Below are 16215 nucleotides of genomic sequence, written 5' to 3' on the forward strand. Positions count from 1 at the left end.
CCCTTGGGGAGCCCTCACCGAATCAGGCTGAGGGCTCCCTTTTTTTGTGCGGACAAAAAACCGGTTCCCTGGCGCAACTGGTACTCAATCTGCCAGCCATACACACCGGCCGGGCAACCTTTCCCCTGATAAATTCCGTCCCACGCAAACGGTGGTGCCGCCGTCTGGAAGATAAGCTCCCCCCAGCGATTGAAAACCGCCAACCTGGTGATGGTGATGTCTCCGCAGGCAACGGGCTGAAACCGGTCGTTCTGCCCATCGGTGTTGGGCGTAAACCCATCCGGTGTATGAATCACGCAGCCGCAATCGCCGTACGAAATCACGATGGAATCGCTGACGGTAGCGCAGTCGTTGCGCACGGACGCCCGAAACAGGCCGGATTGCCCGACAGTTCGTTCGGGTTCCGTCGATTGGTCCTGCCAGTTGAATTGTCCTTCGGCGTACTCGGGCCGGATCGTAAACACTTCCGAGCCACACAGATTTTGATCCAGCCCCAGATTCAGCCGGGGTGGCCGCACATACCGCACCTGAATGCTGTCGGTGGCTACGCAACCGCCCTGCTCGACCCGCAAGCTGTATAAACCGGCCTGGTTGACGGCGTACGAACGGGCGGTCGAACCATCCTGCCAGCGAAAGGCGGGTGGAATAATGCCGGGGGCGGTGAGGGTTAACGTTTGTCCTTCGCAAAGCGTGGTGTCGCGTCCCAAATCGAAATCAAGGGCGTAATCGACCCGGATCGTATCTTGCAGGACGGTGCAGGGCGTCGTCACCGTCACCGAATACGTCCCCGGTTTGGTGACCAGCAAGGTCGGGGACGTGCTGCCGTCGTGCCAGCGATAGCCCGTGGCGCCGGGGGTGGTTGCATTGAGCAAAACCGTGCTTTTATGGCCGCAAAGGGTGGTGTCTTTCCCCAAATCCAGTTGGATCGGGAGCAGCGAAACATCATCGATGAACAGGTAAAAGAAGCCCAGAAAAACCGGTAGTTTTTTGAAGCTCCCGATCGTCACGAACCGTTCTCCCCCTTTGGCTTTGACGTAGCCCGAAATCCGCTCCCAGCGTAGGCGCGGCATCCCGGTATTCAGGGCCTGATCGAGCACCTGAGGGACAACCGCGAACAGCTCCTTGCCCGTGGCCGCCAGCGGTTGTTCGGAAAAACAGGCCCCGATGTTTCCCGACAGGTAGCGGGCCGGACTCGGCGTGGCAATGTAGAGTTCGAAAAAATAGCACGCATTGGCTTCCAGCGGTTTCGCCAGCGGACTTGCCAGGTATTCCGCCCAGTTGACGTCCAGAAACAAACGCGCCAGTCCCTGCCCGCTGCGGGGTGGCAGCTCCATCTGGGCGGTGGGCAGACACTGGTGGTAAAAATCGGGCGTAGCACCGTTGGGATTGAACCACGGAACGGCTTCTTCCAGCAGGTTATCCTGGCGCGGACAGGTCCGGTAGTGTTCAAAACCGCCATTTGGAATGAGGTTCTGCGCCCAAGTCATCCCGGGGAGGAATGCTGCCAGCCAAAAAACCGCCCAAACCGCACCTTTCTGCATACGTTCCGTACAACGAGGTAAGAATCAGAAACGTAATATACGGGCTTTTCGGGAATTTAGTGCGGCCCCGGATCACGCCCGGTTTTCTGGATGAGCCGCCTGCATTTTGCCGGCCTGCTCACAGCTTCAGGCGGATACCGGCCCGACTGAGCAAGCCGGTTATCCAGACGCACAACAGCGCAAACAGAAACGATTTCAGCAGACCGATGCCGCCCGTTAGCAGAACTTCCGGCAAATGAATACCGAGAAAAGCGGTGGTTGCATACGCAAAATACGGTAGCAGGTAACAAAGCAGTGTATCGGTTCCGGCGGGTCTGACGAAGCTGAACCAGCGGCTCTGCCCCCGAATATCCGCCATCCAGTAAATGAGCATAAACGCCAGCAGGGTAAAGGCACTGCACAAAAACAGCCAGGCCGGTGTTTCGCCCAGCTTGGCCAGCCCCCAGTAGGGCCGCACCATCATCGACAGGCCGATCAGGACAATCGCCATGACGGCGAAAAGCAGAATCATCCGCTGGTTATCGGCCTTCCGGCGGTAATAGCGAAACAAGGTCGCGGTCACGACACCGCCCATGCTCAGGCCCACGAGCGTTCCGTTGCGGATGGCTCCCGGAATGAAATTGAGCGCTTCGGGCAACAGGTTTGCGTGGGCCACCAGGCTCAAACCGGCAAAACCAAACCAGGCGGCAACCAGCACGACCAGCCGGTTTCGGGCAAAAACCGTCACCAGAGCCGCCACCAGGTACGACCAGCCAATCAGGCCCAGAATGCCCCACCACTGCGGCTCAAACCGGTTGATTTTTTCGGATTCCCCACCGCGATAGATCACCGCCAGCACGAGCAACGTCAGGATGCCCGCGGCCTTTAAGCCCGTTACCAGCGCTTTCGGGGCGGTTTTCGGGTACGAGTTCCAGATCAGAATAAACGATGTACAGGACAAAACATTCCACAAAAGCCGGGACAGGCCCGTGGCAGTTTCGTTGATGGATTCGCCGTTGACCAGCCATAGGCCCATCGTCAGCAGGGCCACCGACCGGAGCAGCACATGCCCCACGAGCTGGCGGGTGTTGTCGCCTTTTTTCCGCCGGTTATCGACGGCGAAAGGCAGCGACATACCGACAATAAAGAGGAAAGCCGGAAAAACCACGTCGGCCAGCCCAATGCCATCAACGCCCGGGGGTACGTGCTCCAGCCAGCCCGGAATGTGGGTCAGCGACCAGAGGTCATTGACGAAAATCATCAACACCATCGTCAAGGCCCGTATGATGTCGATGGCCCCCACCCGCGCCGAATTAAGCGCGTTCAGCGTCGTGAATTGGGAGGTTGAGGTTCCGGTTTTGTTCATGGTTGCGGTTAGGAAGTTAGCTTGGGCACGGAACCGGGCGACAGGGTAGCCTACGGATGACCCGAAGCCCACAGAATTGCGTTTTGGAAAATCGTTTTAAACGCTTCATTTTTAAATAAATCCGGGTGGTGACCCATAAAAATATAGACGTTCCGGGCTTTCATGGTTTCGTTGGACCAGATCACCGGATGGTCACCGCCCATCTTGATCTCGGAATCGGGCACGTACGTCGCTTCGTCGACGGTTGCCAATACCTTGACGTTGGGACGCGGACTTTTGTTGTACGTATACCACTCTTCTTTTTCTACCTCGAACGATGCCGGCAATCCGCGCATGACCGGGTGCGACCGGGCTTCCACCTGCACGGTTGCCCTGGCAAAACCGGGAATGTAATTCTTGTACCGAATACCGCCCATAAACGCCGAAAACCACGGCCACATCGGAAAGCCATCAAACTCGCCCAGCAGGCTAGCGTGGTGGAAGCCGACCCAGCCCCCGCCCTTGCCTTCGCGGATAAACTTTTCGAAAGCGGTTTTGGCCGCATCGGTCCATCGGTAAGGCGGGTAGTTCAGTTGAATAAACACCTGGTAGTTTGCCAGAAACGCATCGTTGATCGGGCCGGAATCTTCGATATAATCGATGGTAAACTGATGACGCCGGGCCGCTTCCTGAAGCCATTTTTTAGCGGCAGCCACAAAAGGCGCGTGAACTCCCCCGTCCTTCTCCGCCATGACCACCACCCGAAAAACCGGCTTTTTATCCTGGCCAAAAACCGGGTGAAGTACAGCACTTAAAGTCCAAAAAAAAGAGAGATAAAACAACCGTATAGTTTGCTTCTTCACGATATCAGACGGGTCTATTTTCAGCATACGAATTCGACTTAAAACCGGTACAATTTTGCCGTACATAGCCAGTAATTTCCAACGCATTATTTTATCAAAATCCGTTACAATTCTGAAAAGAAAAGATTTTATCCCGGATTATCTACCCCTTTTTTCAGCATAACGCGTCGGTATTTCTCCGCTAAAATCAGCTTAAAACTCTTTTTCCATTGCATACTATCCAGCCGGTTTTACGGGTTTAGTAGCGAATAAACCGAATGCGTAGATGACTTTTCAACGGAAGCCTGACGAATACGGGCAAAGGTAAAAAATCAGCTGAATAAAAAAACAGATCGCGGCTACCGGCGTACCGATCGGCTTCGAGCGGGCGGCATACGGCCGGTCCATTTCCGGGAAAACCGCTCGTTGGAAGACGCATTATTGCCGGGATTTTAAAAAAATCGAAATATAATTTTGGAAAATAGAGTATTGACCGCACAGGCTTGCATCTTTACTACAGATAGCAAAGCGTTACCAATTTGTATGCAAGATTACCGGAATTTTGAACCTGAAGAATTAGCCATTGATCTGTCTTTTCAACGCTGGAAACTATTTAATGACCCCATTGAAAGCGATTTCTGGAAAAAATGGCTGGTTCAGAATCCGGACAAAAAAGAGTTGGTTGACAAAGCACACCACCTGTTAAGCAGCTTGAATGGTGCCTACGCTCAACCCTCCAACGACCGTCTCCCGATCTCCGACCGGGAAATTCAGCACGAAATTCAGCGGCTGCACCAGACGCTCGACAGTCACGAGAAACCGTCGGTGAACTGGTTCCAGTTCCGCCCGCTGCGCTACGGAATGGCCGCCAGCATTGTGGTGATGCTTGGCCTGTTCTGGCGGTTTTTTATTCACCAGCCCCCCACCAAAATTGACGTAACCTATAACGAGTTAATTACTCAGACCACTACACCACTTCAGGAAGTAGCCAACACCGGTTTATCACCCCGTTTAGTCAGTTTACCCGACGGCAGTACGCTGCTGTTAAAACCGGGTGGTCGCATCAGTTATTCCAGCACGTTTCAGGATAGTATCCGGGAAGTATATTTAACGGGTGAAGCTTTTTTTGAAGTTCATAAAGATCCTAAAAAGCCATTTTATGTTTACGCCAAGGGGCTGGTAACGAAAGTTTTAGGGACGAGTTTTACGGTTCAGGCATTCGAAACGGATCCGCAGGTTAAAGTGGTAGTTAAAACCGGTAAGGTTTCCGTTTTCGCCCGTAATCAAACCGAATTAACCCAGGATAAAGCCAGTACGAAACTGGGCGGAGTTGTTTTAACCCCCAACCAGCAGATTATCTTTTCGCCTACCAACACGAGCCTGATCAAGAGCGTGGTCGAAAAGCCGGCTTTGCTGGCCGGAACCGTTCAGATCCAGCCGTTTACATTCAAGCGCACGCCCATTGCCGACGTGTTCGCTACCCTGGAGAAATCGTACGGAATTAAGATCGTGTTTGATGAGGAAATCATGAAATCGTGTTTTCTGACGGCGTCCCTGGATGACGAACCGCTTTTCGAAAAACTGGATCTGATCTGTAACACGATCAACGCCCGCTACGAACAGCTGGACGCGCACATCATCGTGAGCAGCCAGGGTTGCCAGCCCTGACAGGAGATCGTTCCAAGGCAGGAAAGAGAGAATGAAAATTGGGTCCGTCCACCACGACCCAAACGTCAGAATCTGTTTTCAGGAAAAATAACCTGAAACGAGTAGAAAGCTCTTTTCTTTACGATTTATTCAATATTTTTATTAATCATTCAACTATTTCTTAAAATTTAATGAAACCACAACGCCGATCCCTCCTAAAAAGACTTTTTGCCTCTGTTGCCGGTGTCACTGGCCTGGGAGTAGCGACCACCAAAGCAGAAGCAAGCGTAGCGGCTCCGCAGAAAGAAGCGTTCAACGTAGTGACCGAGCAGGATATTCCGCTGTTCTCCATGTCTACCAAACTGGGCAATATGGTTTTTATTGCCGGAATAGGCTACCACAAGGAAGGTGACATCAAAGTGCACACGGATGAGGTATTGAAAGGACTGGAAAAAGAGTTGATCAAAGCCGGATCGTCAATGGAAAAAGTGCTGAAAGTGACGGTTTTTCTGCACGATCTGAACGATTACAAAGGCATGAACGATGTGTATAAAGGCCGGTTCGGTGCCAAGCCGCCGGTGCGCACGACGGTGGCGGTTTACGGCGGAGTTCCCGGCGACTCGCTGGTTGAAATGGACTGCATCGCCTACATTTAGTGTATTGCGCATTGGCTTACCAATAAACCGCATTAAAAAAATAGGTATTCCTTTCCCGCCCATCGGCGGGAAAGGTTTTTGTTCCCGATTTTAAGTTACCTCATCCCTATGATCAGCCGTAGAACCATTCTGAAACGATTATCGACCGTGCCGTTGCTGGGCGGTCTGGTTGGCAGTGCCGCTCCGCTACAATCGGCCCTCGCGTCAACCGCGCTGGCGCCCCGTAACCTGGTGAAAGAACTGGGCATCCGGACCTTCATCAATGCCGCCGGTACGTATACGGCCATGACGGGCTCGCTGATGCAGGACGAAGTGCTGGAAACCATTCAGGCAGCCTCGAAAGAGTTCATGATGCTCGACGATGTGCAAACCAAAGTCGGGGAGAAAATCGCGGCCCTGGTGCACTCGGAATCGGCGGTGGTCACGGCGGGGTGTTTCTCGGCCATGACCCTGGGGCTGGCGGGTGTCCTGACGGGCATGGATCAGAAAAAAGTGGAGGCCCTGCCCCAACTGGAAGGCACCGGCATGAAATCGGAAGTGATCGTTCAGAAAGGGCATAATGTCGGCTATTCGCACGCGCTGACCAATACCGGCTGTAAAATCGTGTTCGTGGAAACGCCGGAGGAGGTTGAAAAAGCGATCAGCGAAAAAACCGCCCTGATGTGGTTTCTCCACATTCAGTCGGACAAGGGCCGGATCATGCACCAGGAATGGGTGAACCTGGCCAAAAAGCACAGCATTCCGACGATGATCGACATTGCCGCCGATGTGCCGCCGGTCGAAAACCTCTGGAAATTCCACGAAATGGGCTTCGATCTGGTTTGCGTCTCGGGCGGAAAAGCCATGCGCGGCCCGCAAAGCGCCGGGTTGCTGATGGGCAAAAAACACCTGATCGATGCCGCCCGGCTGAGCATGCCCCCGCGCGGTTCGACCATCGGGCGCGGCATGAAGGTCAACAAGGAAGAAATTCTGGGCATGTACGTGGCGCTGGAGAAATTCGTCAAACAGGACCACCAGAAAGAGTGGCAACTCTGGGAGGACCGCGTGGCTCACATTGCCGATGCCGTTAAAAAAGTAAACGGTGTAACCACCGAAACCTTCCGGCCCGAATTGGGCAACCACACGCCGACGCTCCGGATTAGCTGGGAACCTGCGAAGGTCAACCTGACCGCCAAATCCTTGCAGGAAGCGCTGCGCAAAGGCGACCCGTCCATCGAAATTGTGGGCGAGCAGAACGGCATCAGCCTCACAACCTGGATGTTAAAACCGGGTGAAGAGAAAATCGTCGCCAAACGCCTGAAGGAAGAATTATCCAAAGCAGCGGTTTAAAAGCATGCAAAAGTCGCTTTTCGCCCTGATTGTGGCTGGTCTGATCAGCGGTCTGGTGCAGGCCCAGACCTACAGCATCGTCATCAAAGGCGGTCGGCTCATCGATCCGAAAAACAACATCAACGAGGTGCTGGATGTGGCCATCAACGACGGCAGGATTGCGCTGGTGGCCAAAACCATCGACGCGCGCCAGGGCAAACAGGTGGTCAACGCCAAGGGCATGTACATCACCCCCGGTCTGATCGACATCCACGGCCACGTTTATTTCGGCACCGAGCCGAATCACTACCTGAGCAACGGTCTGGTGGCCGTCGTGCCCGACGGGTTTACGTTTCGCGTGGGCGTTACCACCATCGTCGATGCGGGGGGCGCGGGCTGGCAGTCGTTTCCGGCGTTTAAGAAAAACATCATTTTTTCGTCAAAAACGCGGGTTCTGTCGCTGCTGAACATTGTGGGCGAAGGCATGCGGGGTGGCAACTGGGAGCAGGATACGACCGATATGGACCCCAAAATGGCGGCAGCAATGGCCCTCGGCAACAAAAACGATGTGGTCGGCTTTAAAGTCGCGCACTTCATGGGCGGCACCTGGACACCCGTTGACCGGGCCGTGGAAGCCGGAAAGCTGGCGAATATGCCCGTGATGATCGATTTTGGAATGCACGACCCGCCTTTGTCGCTGGAAGACCTGTTTCTGAAACACCTGCGGCCGGGCGATATTTTCACGCATACCTACACGCTGCTGGAAGGGAATGTTCGGCAAACGATTGTGGATGAAGCCAGCGGAAACGTCAAACCGTTCGTCTGGGAAGCCCGAAAAAGAGGCATCGTTTTCGACGTGGGCTACGGCGGAGCGAGCTTCAATTATTCCCAGGCCATTCCGGCCATCAAAGCCGGTTTTTACCCCACCACGATCAGCACCGATTTGCACACCGGCAGCATGAACGGCTCCATGAAAGACATTTTGAGTATCATGTCCAAATTCGTCGTGATGGGCGTGCCCGTGCCGGACGTCATCAAAGCCAGCACCTGGACTCCGGCGCAGGTGATCAGGCGCGAAATGCTGGGCCATCTGTCGGTGGGCGCCATTGCCGACGTCGCCATCCTGAGCATGCGCGAAGGCAATTTTGGCTTTTACGACAAAACCGGGTACCGGATGGAAGGCAAAAAGAAATTTGAATGCGAAATGACCATCAAAGGGGGCAAAATCGTGTACGATCTCAACGGCATTGCCAATCCGCTGGTGGTTTCCCAAAATTGACCCTAAGTTTTCACTATAGTTTCCTAAATCCTTGAATGTCAAAATACTACATCAAAAGCCTGATCCTGGCGTTGCTGGCGGTTGCCGGTTTTGTCCGGCGCGATGAGCCCGTAAACACCCTGCCGGTTCGGACGGTGGACAACGGCGGTCTTTTTCTGCCCGAAGGCTTCGAAGCCACGGTCGTCGTCGATAGCTTGCCCGGGCGCGCCCGGCACCTTGCCGTCAACGCCAACGGTGATATTTACGTCAAAGCCCGGTTTGCGCGCGACAAAGGCGAGTCGGTGATGGCCCTGCGCGACACCAACGGCGACGGCCGCGCCGATCTCATCAAGCGGTTTGGGGGTCGGGAGCGGGAGCGCGCTTACGGCACCGCCATGCGGATTCACAATGGCTACCTGTATTTCAGTTCCGAACTGATCGTGTACCGGTATAAACTGACGCCCGGCAAGCTGGTGCCCGAAGGGCCGGAAGAAGTGATTCTGATCGACGACCACGCCCACGGCATGCACGAACACATCACCAAACCGGTTGCGTTCGATGATAAAGGGTACATGTACGTGCCGTTCGGGGCCGGTTCCAACGCCTGCCAGGAAAAAAACCGCATTCCGAGTTCGCCGGGGCAGGACCCCTGCGGCATGCTTTCCGACCACGGCGGCATCTGGCGGTTCGATGCCAACAAACCGGGTCAGACGCAGAAAGACGGTTACCGCTACGCCACCGGTTTACGCAGTATCGTCGCCCTGGACTGGAATCCGGCCGACCAGACGCTCTACACCGTGCAGCATGGTCGCGATGACTTTCTGATGCTGTGGGCCGGTTTGTATTCGCCCTGGGAAAGTGCGGTTTTGCCTTCCGAAGAGTTTTTGCGCGTGAAAGACGGCATGGACGCGGGCTGGCCGTATTACTACTACGATCAGGAAAAAAAGAAAAAACTGCTGAATCCGGAATATGGTGGCGACGGCAAAAAACCGGGCAAAGGCGCGGAGTATGAGCAGCCGGTCATCGGTTTTCCAGCGCACTGGGCGCCCAACGATCTGGTGTTTTACCGCGGCAACGACGCCCAGAATGGCTTTCCGGAACACTATAAAAACGGCGCGTTCATTGCCTTCCACGGATCGACCAACCGCGCCCCGTATCCGCAAGCCGGTTATTTCATCGGCTTTGTTCCCGCCAAAAACGGCTCGCCGGGCCGCGATTGGGAGGTGTTTGCCGACGGTTTTGCGGGTGTTGATCCGGTGGTGAATGTGAGCGACGCGGTTTACCGCCCGATGGGCATTGCCGTGGGTCCCGACGGATCGCTGTATCTGGCCGAAACCGAGAAAGGAAAAATCTGGAAGGTGACCTACAAGGGCGATAAAAGCAAATTCGGACCGGCGCAACTGGCCCAGATGGAGAAGCGCAAGGCGATGTCGAACATCCGCACGCCCGACAAGGTAGCCGACAATCTGGACCGGGACAAGCCGGTGCTGGGCAGCAAGGTCTACGCGGTGTATTGTGCCGCCTGCCACCAGCGCAACGGCCGGGGCGATGCGCAGCGGTTTCCGCCCCTGGCCGACTCGGAATGGGTTTTGGGCGACAAAAAACGGCTGATCGAAGTGCTGCTGAAGGGGCTGGAAGGGCCGATTGAAGTAAAAGGTCAGTCGTACAACAACGTGATGCCGCAGCACGATTTTCTGAAAGACGACGACATCGCCGAAGTGTTGACGTTTGTCCGGCAAAGCTTCGGCAATTCCGCCAGCGCGGTTTCGGCCGATGAAGTGAAAACCGTCCGGAAAACGCTGAAAACAAAGAAATAAACGTTAGCTTAACCCTTGTTTCAATGCGTCCGTATCAAGTATTGATTGCCGGTTTTTGTGTACTGAGTTGTCTGGGATTGCTGGGATTTACGGAAAACCGGAAAACCGACGATCCGAAACAGGATCAATGGAAGGCGCCGGCCTGGGCCGACACGCTGAAAAACCACTACCCGACCGAACCGCTGACGCTGGCGCAGGGCGAAGAACTGTTCATGGAATTTTGTTCGTCCTGCCACGGCGAAGCGGGCTACGGCGACGGGGCAGCCGGGCGGGCGCTGGGTGCGAAACCGGCCAACTTTCACGAGCCCGACGTGACCAGACAAACCGACGGGGCGCTGTTCTGGAAACTGTCGAACGGGCGGGGAAACATGCCGCCGTTTAAAGACGTCTTTTCGGACGAACAACGCTGGCAATTAGTGGCTTACCTCCGCAAATTAACCGCTCCCAAGACCAACAACAAATGATAATGAGAAGTCCTTTCCTGAAAAAAATAGGCGCCTTGGCTACCCTCCTGTGCAGCCCGTTTCTGCTGTTTGCCCAGGGCCCCGACGCCAAAACACCCGTTCCGCCGACGGCTCTGCGCCCCGACATCAAGGTCGAGCATTTCCTGGCCGTTGGCCCCGAAGCCGTGCGGCTGATTCAGCACCCGGGCACCGGCGATCTGTATTACACCACCTTCATAGGCGACGTTTTTCGGGTGAAGATGAACGGACAGCCGCCGGTGGCCGAGAAAGTGTTTTCGGCGGAAGACCACGGCATTACGCGCCTGCAGGGGGCCGCTTTTCTGAAGAACACTTTGTTTCTGGCGGGTAACATCAGCGTGAACGACAACAAAGGGACGAAAGGCCGGATGGTGCGCTACGAGTTGGCGTCGGGCGAAAAACCGGAAATGACCGTGGTATTCAACACCGTCGAATACGGCACCAACAAAACCACCTTCGACCACGGCTGGAACGCGCTGGAAATCAGCCCCGACGAAAAATACATTTACGTCAACACCGGCGCCCGGACCGACCACGGCGAGGTCCAGGACAACGGCGGGGTGTATCCGAACGCCCGCGACAACGCGCTGACGGCCAAAATTTTCCGGTTTCCGGTGGGCGTGAAAAATCTGGAACTGCCGGATGATCTGGCGAAGCTGAAAGCCGACGGGTACGTTTACGCCGAAGGCATCCGGAATGCCTACGACATGGCGTTCGACGCGGACGGAAAGCTGTTTGCGGTTTCCAACTCCGGCGACTACGACCACGCCGAGGACATGTTCTGGGTTCGGCAGGGGCACCACTACGGTTTTCCGTGGGTGATGGGGGGCGGCATCGACAACCCGCAGCAATACCCCGACTGGCAGCCCGATCCGGAGAAAGATCCGTTCATCAGCAAGTTTGCCCACGCCTGGCTGATGCGGTATTTCCGCAACGATCCAGACTTTCCGAAAAAACCGGCGGGCGTCAAGTTCACCGGCCCGGTTCTGAATCAGGGACCGGATGCCAACGAATACCGCGACCCGAAAACCGGCCTGGTCATGGACGGCGATTCGACGGGCGTCGGCGTGGGCACGTTCAACGCGCACAGCTCTCCGCTGGGGCTGTTTTTCGACACCCGAAACGAGTTGGCCGACGAGTTCAAAGGGGACGGTTTTGTGATCCGGTATTCGGGTCCGCGCCGGAATGCCACGATCATCAATCCCCTGAAAAAACAGGGCCGCGACCTGCTGCACCTCGACCTGACTTACGACAAAACCACCGATAACTACACGACGAAAACCACCCGCCTGGTCGACGGTTTTACGGAGCCGACCGACGCGCTGCTGGTGGATAACACCGTATACATCATCGAATACGGCGGAAAGGGCGGTAACATCTGGAAAATCACGCTGCCGGCCGACGCCAAAACCGCCAAGAAAAACCGCCGAAAAAAAACCTAACCCGACTTTTATGCTAAGCCGAAGAAAACTCATCAAACGGTTGTCGAGCTTTCCGCTGTTGGGCGGATTGGTCGGCACGCTGCCCATGGCCGCCGAAGCAGCCGCGGTGGCCGCTCCCAAACGCGATCTGTTCCGGGAACTGGGCGTCCGGACGTTCATCAATGCCGCCGGAACACTGACCTACATGACCGGTTCGCTGATGCACGACGAAGTGCTCGACGCGATCAATTATGCCGTGAAAGAATTCTGTCTGCTGGACGAACTGGAGGATAAAGTGGGCGAGAAGATTGCGAAACTGGTGCATTCGGAAGCCGCCGTGGTGACCTCGGGCGCGTTTGCCGGGATGACCCTGGGGCTGGCGGGCATTCTGACGGGCATGGATCAGAAGAAGGTCGAACAACTGCCGCACCTGGAAGGCACCGGCATGAAGTCGGAAGTAATCTGCCAGAAAGGCCACGAAATTGTGTATAACCACGCGCTGGTCAACACCGGCTGCACGATGGTGTACATCGAAACCGTGGAGGAACTGGAAAAGGCGATCAACGAAAAAACCGCCCTGCTGCACTTCCTGCACATTCAGTCGGACAAGGGCAAGATCATGCACGAAGACTGGGTGGCGCTGGGCAAAAAGCACAACATTCCGACTTCCATCGACATTGCCGCCGACGTGCCGCCGGTCGAAAACCTGTACAAATTCAACGACATGGGGTTCAGCTTCGTGGTGGTGTCGGGCGGAAAAGCCATGCACGGCCCGCAGAGCGCCGGGTTGCTGATGGGCAAAAAAGACATCATTGCGGCCGCCCGGATGCACATGCCTCCGCGTGGTTTCAACATCGGACGCGGCATGAAAGTCAATAAGGAAGAAATTCTGGGCATGTACGTCGCGGTCGAGAAGTTTCTGGCGCAGGATTTTGCCAAAACCTGGAAAAGCTGGGAAGAAGGCGTTGCGCACGTCGAAAATACGGTCAAAACCATCAACGGCATCAAAACCGAGGTGCGCGTCAATCCGCTGGGCAACCACACGCCCTCGCTCCGCATTTCGTGGGATCCGGCGGTTTTGAAGGTGACGGGCAAACAGGTGCAGGAAGCGCTGCGCAACGGCGACCCATCAATTGAGGTTGGGGGCGGTGGCCCGAGCAGCATCGGCGTGACGGTCTGGATGCTGAAACCGGGTCAGGAGAAAATTGTTGCCAAACGCATCAAGGAAGAACTTTCCAAGGCGGTTTAACGCCGGAACGTTGTCAAGATCTGTCATTCTAACCTGACCCTATTTCCCATGAAAAACCGGTTTCTTTTCCTTTTTGCCCTCGTGGTTGCCGTCGGCAGCCGGGCGCTGGCGCAGCCGTACCACATTGTGATCAGGAACGGGCACGTGATCGACCCGAAAAACAACATCGACGCGGTGATGGACGTGGCGATTCTGGACGGAAAAATTGCGAAAGTCGCCAAATCCATCGACGCCACCGGCGCCCGGCAGGTGGTCAATGCCAAAGGGCTGTACGTTACGCCCGGTTTGATCGACATTCACACGCACGTCTTTTTCGGGACCAACATGGATCAGACGTACAGCAACGGTCCCAACGCCCTGCCGCCCGACGGGTTTACGTTCCGGAACGGCGTGACGACCATCGTGGATGCGGGCTGCTCGGGCTGGCGGGATTTTGAAGCGTTCAAGAAGCAGACCATTGATGCCTCGCAGACGCGCGTGCTGGCCCTGCTCAACATCGTCGGCAGCGGCATGCGGGGCGGCAAGTTCGAGCAGAACATCGAGGACATGGACCCCAAAGCCACGGCGGACATGGCGAAGAAATACCCCGATCAGGTGGTGGGCATCAAACTGGCGCACTTCAACGGCCACGACTGGACGCCCACCGACCGGGCCGTGGAAGCCGGAAAGCTGGCCGAAAAACCGGTCATGATCGACTTCGGCGGCAGCAAGCCGACGCTTTCCATTGAAGATTTGTTTCTGAAACACCTGCGGCCGGGCGATATTTTCACGCATTGCTTCGGCCAACTGGCCACCCGCGAGCCGATTCTGGACGTGACCACCAACAAACTAAAACCGTTCGTCTGGGAAGCGCAGAAAAAAGGCATCTTGTTCGACGTGGGCTACGGCGGCATCAGCTTTGCGTTTTCACAGGCCATTCCGGCCATTAAAGGCGGTTTTCTGCCAAACACGATCAGCACCGACATTCATACGGGCAGCATGAACAACGCCATGAAAGACATGCTGAACGTGATGTCGAAGTTTCTGGCGATGGGCATGGATCTGAAAAGTGTCATCAAAGCCAGCACCTGGGCCCCGGCGCAAGCCATCAAACGGCCGGAACTGGGTCAACTGACTGAAGGTTCGGAGGCCGATGTCGCCATTCTGGATCTGGTGGACGGCAAATTTGCGGTGCGGGATGTGGGCCATTTTGGTTTTTTCGACTACACGGGCCATAAAATCGAAGGCAAACAAAAGCTGAGCTGCGAAATGACCATCCGCAAAGGCCGGATTGTCTACGATCTGAACGGCATTGCCGAACCGGTTGTCGTTCGCCAGCGGCCGCAGTGACGGTATTCGGTATTCGGTATTCAGTTTACGGTTCACGGTTTTCAGTTTACGCCGGGCCGTCGATACGCGGGGCTGACGCCTTCTTTGCAGGCGCTAGCCAACTGAAAACCGTAAACCGACCACCGAATACCGTAAATCCTTATATTTGGGAATGTTTTTTCCTAAACCTTCTGAGAAATATCATGTATAAATTGCTTTTGGGTCTGGCGGGGGTGTGTCTGCTGGTTGCGCTGGGATTGATGGTCAGCGGTAATTTGCCGATGGCGGGGCCCTTCCTGATTGCGTTTTTTCTGGGCGTTGCCATCGCCTTTCGCGGCTTCCCGAATCTGAAAGGGTTTTCGTACACGGTTATCATTTTTGCCGCGGTCACCACCGCCCTGTATTATCCGCAGTATTTTGTTTCGGCGGGTGATTTCAAGTTCAGCTCGCTCATTACCCCCCTGATCCAGCTCATCATGTTCGGCATGGGAACCTCTATGAGTCTGGACGATTTTGTGGGTGTCATTCGCATGCCGAAAGGCGTTCTGATCGGGGTCATCAGTCACTTTCTCATTATGCCCAGCCTGGGCTATTTTCTGGCCAGCATCAGCGGGTTGCCGCCCGAAATCGCAGCCGGCATCATCCTGATCGGGTGTTCACCCAACGGCATGGCGTCCAACGTGATTTCGTACCTGGCGAAAGCCAACCTCGCGCTGTCGATTACCATCACCGCCGTTTCGACCATGATGGCCCCGTTCATCACGCCGGTTTTGATGAAAATGCTGGCCGGTGCTTTTGTCGAAATCGACACCGTCGCCATGATGTTTGATATTGCCAAAATGGTGATCATTCCCATCGGTGCGGGGCTGCTGTTCAATAAATTCCTCAGCGGGAAAGCCGTCTGGCTGGACAACCTGATGCCGTTCGTTTCAATGTTTGGCATCGCCTTTATCATCGTGATCATTACGGCGGCTGGCCGCAACAGCCTGCTGACCATCGGGCCGCTGCTGCTGGGACTGGTTCTGATCCATAATTTGTGCGGTTATTTCCTGGGCTACTGGTCGGGACGGCTTTTCCGGATGAGCGAGCGCGACTGCCGGACGATGGCCATCGAGGTCGGCATGCAGAACGGCGGTCTGGCGTCCGGCATTGCCAAAGAAATGGGCAAAATGGCCACGGTCGGGCTGGCACCGGCCATCTTCGGACCGCTGATGAACATCACGGGTTCCATTCTGGCGTCGTGGTGGCACAGCCGCATGCCGAAAGAAGAACGCGACGCGGTTCAGGAAGTGGAATACCGCCGTCATTAAGTGTACACCCGTGGACCGTTCAGGGCTTGGGGTCCCCAACCCGTACTTCCTG

13 protein-coding genes are annotated in these 16215 nt (G+C 55.5%); 10 read left to right on the forward strand and 3 right to left on the reverse strand.

Annotation, left to right across the window (positions count from 1 at the left end; genetic code table 11):
• Positions 1-14: 14 nt before the first annotated feature.
• The 3 genes from ACYVHX_RS07645 to ACYVHX_RS07655 all read right to left on the reverse strand — a co-directional run bounded on the left by ACYVHX_RS07645 (position 15) and on the right by ACYVHX_RS07655 (position 3755).
• Positions 15-1541: a T9SS type B sorting domain-containing protein gene (locus ACYVHX_RS07645; protein WP_460671043.1), complete on the reverse strand. Its 1527-nt coding sequence runs from the start codon at positions 1539-1541 to the stop codon at positions 15-17.
• 118 nt (positions 1542-1659) lie between these two features.
• Positions 1660-2886, reverse strand: coding sequence for a DUF5009 domain-containing protein (locus ACYVHX_RS07650; protein ID WP_460671044.1), 1227 nt, complete (start codon positions 2884-2886; stop codon positions 1660-1662).
• A 50-nt stretch (positions 2887-2936) separates the two neighbouring features.
• The gene (locus ACYVHX_RS07655; protein WP_460671045.1) at positions 2937-3755 is read right to left on the reverse strand and encodes a ThuA domain-containing protein; all 819 of its coding nucleotides are present in this window, start codon (positions 3753-3755) and stop codon (positions 2937-2939) included.
• 495 nt (positions 3756-4250) lie between these two features.
• Between ACYVHX_RS07655 and ACYVHX_RS07660 the strand changes: the two genes are divergently transcribed.
• The 10 genes from ACYVHX_RS07660 (at position 4251) to ACYVHX_RS07705 (ending at position 16163) form a co-directional block, all read left to right on the forward strand.
• A complete protein-coding gene (locus ACYVHX_RS07660; RefSeq protein WP_460671046.1) occupies positions 4251-5375 on the forward strand; it encodes a FecR family protein in 1125 nt (374 codons plus the stop codon).
• A 170-nt stretch (positions 5376-5545) separates the two neighbouring features.
• Positions 5546-6010, forward strand: coding sequence for a RidA family protein (locus ACYVHX_RS07665; RefSeq protein WP_460671047.1), 465 nt, complete (start codon positions 5546-5548; stop codon positions 6008-6010).
• A gap of 108 nt (positions 6011-6118) precedes the next feature.
• Complete coding sequence (locus ACYVHX_RS07670; protein WP_460671048.1) at positions 6119-7339, forward strand: aminotransferase class V-fold PLP-dependent enzyme; 1221 nt, start codon at positions 6119-6121, stop codon at positions 7337-7339.
• 4 nt (positions 7340-7343) lie between these two features.
• Positions 7344-8597, forward strand: a complete 1254-nt coding sequence (locus tag ACYVHX_RS07675; protein WP_460671049.1) for an amidohydrolase/deacetylase family metallohydrolase — start codon at positions 7344-7346, stop codon at positions 8595-8597.
• Between the two features lie 35 nt (positions 8598-8632).
• Positions 8633-10393 carry a c-type cytochrome gene (locus ACYVHX_RS07680; RefSeq protein ID WP_460671050.1) on the forward strand — a complete coding sequence of 587 codons (1761 nt, stop codon included), beginning with the start codon at positions 8633-8635 and terminating at the stop codon, positions 10391-10393.
• 23 nt (positions 10394-10416) lie between these two features.
• Entirely contained in the window at positions 10417-10857 is a 441-nt protein-coding gene (locus ACYVHX_RS07685; RefSeq protein ID WP_460671051.1) for a c-type cytochrome, read from the forward strand.
• Between the two features lie 2 nt (positions 10858-10859).
• Entirely contained in the window at positions 10860-12317 is a 1458-nt protein-coding gene (locus tag ACYVHX_RS07690; protein ID WP_460671052.1) for a PQQ-dependent sugar dehydrogenase, read from the forward strand.
• Positions 12318-12327: 10 nt separating this feature from the next.
• The gene (locus ACYVHX_RS07695; RefSeq protein ID WP_460671053.1) at positions 12328-13545 is read left to right on the forward strand and encodes an aminotransferase class V-fold PLP-dependent enzyme; all 1218 of its coding nucleotides are present in this window, start codon (positions 12328-12330) and stop codon (positions 13543-13545) included.
• A gap of 48 nt (positions 13546-13593) precedes the next feature.
• Positions 13594-14874: an amidohydrolase/deacetylase family metallohydrolase gene (locus ACYVHX_RS07700; RefSeq protein ID WP_460671054.1), complete on the forward strand. Its 1281-nt coding sequence runs from the start codon at positions 13594-13596 to the stop codon at positions 14872-14874.
• Positions 14875-15056: 182 nt separating this feature from the next.
• A complete protein-coding gene (locus tag ACYVHX_RS07705; protein WP_460671055.1) occupies positions 15057-16163 on the forward strand; it encodes a bile acid:sodium symporter family protein in 1107 nt (368 codons plus the stop codon).
• Positions 16164-16215 lie beyond the last annotated feature (52 nt).

The organism is Larkinella ripae, from assembly GCF_054780775.1.

What these genes read in the sequence shown, in the direction of transcription:
- ACYVHX_RS07645 (WP_460671043.1), bottom strand. Translation starts at nt 1,541, where the DNA reads ATGCAGAAAGGTGCGGTTTGGGCGGTTTTTTGGCTGGCAGCATTCCTC.
- ACYVHX_RS07650 (WP_460671044.1), bottom strand. Translation starts at nt 2,886, where the DNA reads ATGAACAAAACCGGAACCTCAACCTCCCAATTCACGACGCTGAACGCG.
- ACYVHX_RS07655 (WP_460671045.1), bottom strand. Translation starts at nt 3,755, where the DNA reads ATGCTGAAAATAGACCCGTCTGATATCGTGAAGAAGCAAACTATACGG.
- ACYVHX_RS07660 (WP_460671046.1), top strand. Translation starts at nt 4,251, where the DNA reads ATGCAAGATTACCGGAATTTTGAACCTGAAGAATTAGCCATTGATCTG.
- ACYVHX_RS07665 (WP_460671047.1), top strand. Translation starts at nt 5,546, where the DNA reads ATGAAACCACAACGCCGATCCCTCCTAAAAAGACTTTTTGCCTCTGTT.
- ACYVHX_RS07670 (WP_460671048.1), top strand. Translation starts at nt 6,119, where the DNA reads ATGATCAGCCGTAGAACCATTCTGAAACGATTATCGACCGTGCCGTTG.
- ACYVHX_RS07675 (WP_460671049.1), top strand. Translation starts at nt 7,344, where the DNA reads ATGCAAAAGTCGCTTTTCGCCCTGATTGTGGCTGGTCTGATCAGCGGT.
- ACYVHX_RS07680 (WP_460671050.1), top strand. Translation starts at nt 8,633, where the DNA reads ATGTCAAAATACTACATCAAAAGCCTGATCCTGGCGTTGCTGGCGGTT.
- ACYVHX_RS07685 (WP_460671051.1), top strand. Translation starts at nt 10,417, where the DNA reads ATGCGTCCGTATCAAGTATTGATTGCCGGTTTTTGTGTACTGAGTTGT.
- ACYVHX_RS07690 (WP_460671052.1), top strand. Translation starts at nt 10,860, where the DNA reads ATGAGAAGTCCTTTCCTGAAAAAAATAGGCGCCTTGGCTACCCTCCTG.
- ACYVHX_RS07695 (WP_460671053.1), top strand. Translation starts at nt 12,328, where the DNA reads ATGCTAAGCCGAAGAAAACTCATCAAACGGTTGTCGAGCTTTCCGCTG.
- ACYVHX_RS07700 (WP_460671054.1), top strand. Translation starts at nt 13,594, where the DNA reads ATGAAAAACCGGTTTCTTTTCCTTTTTGCCCTCGTGGTTGCCGTCGGC.
- ACYVHX_RS07705 (WP_460671055.1), top strand. Translation starts at nt 15,057, where the DNA reads ATGTATAAATTGCTTTTGGGTCTGGCGGGGGTGTGTCTGCTGGTTGCG.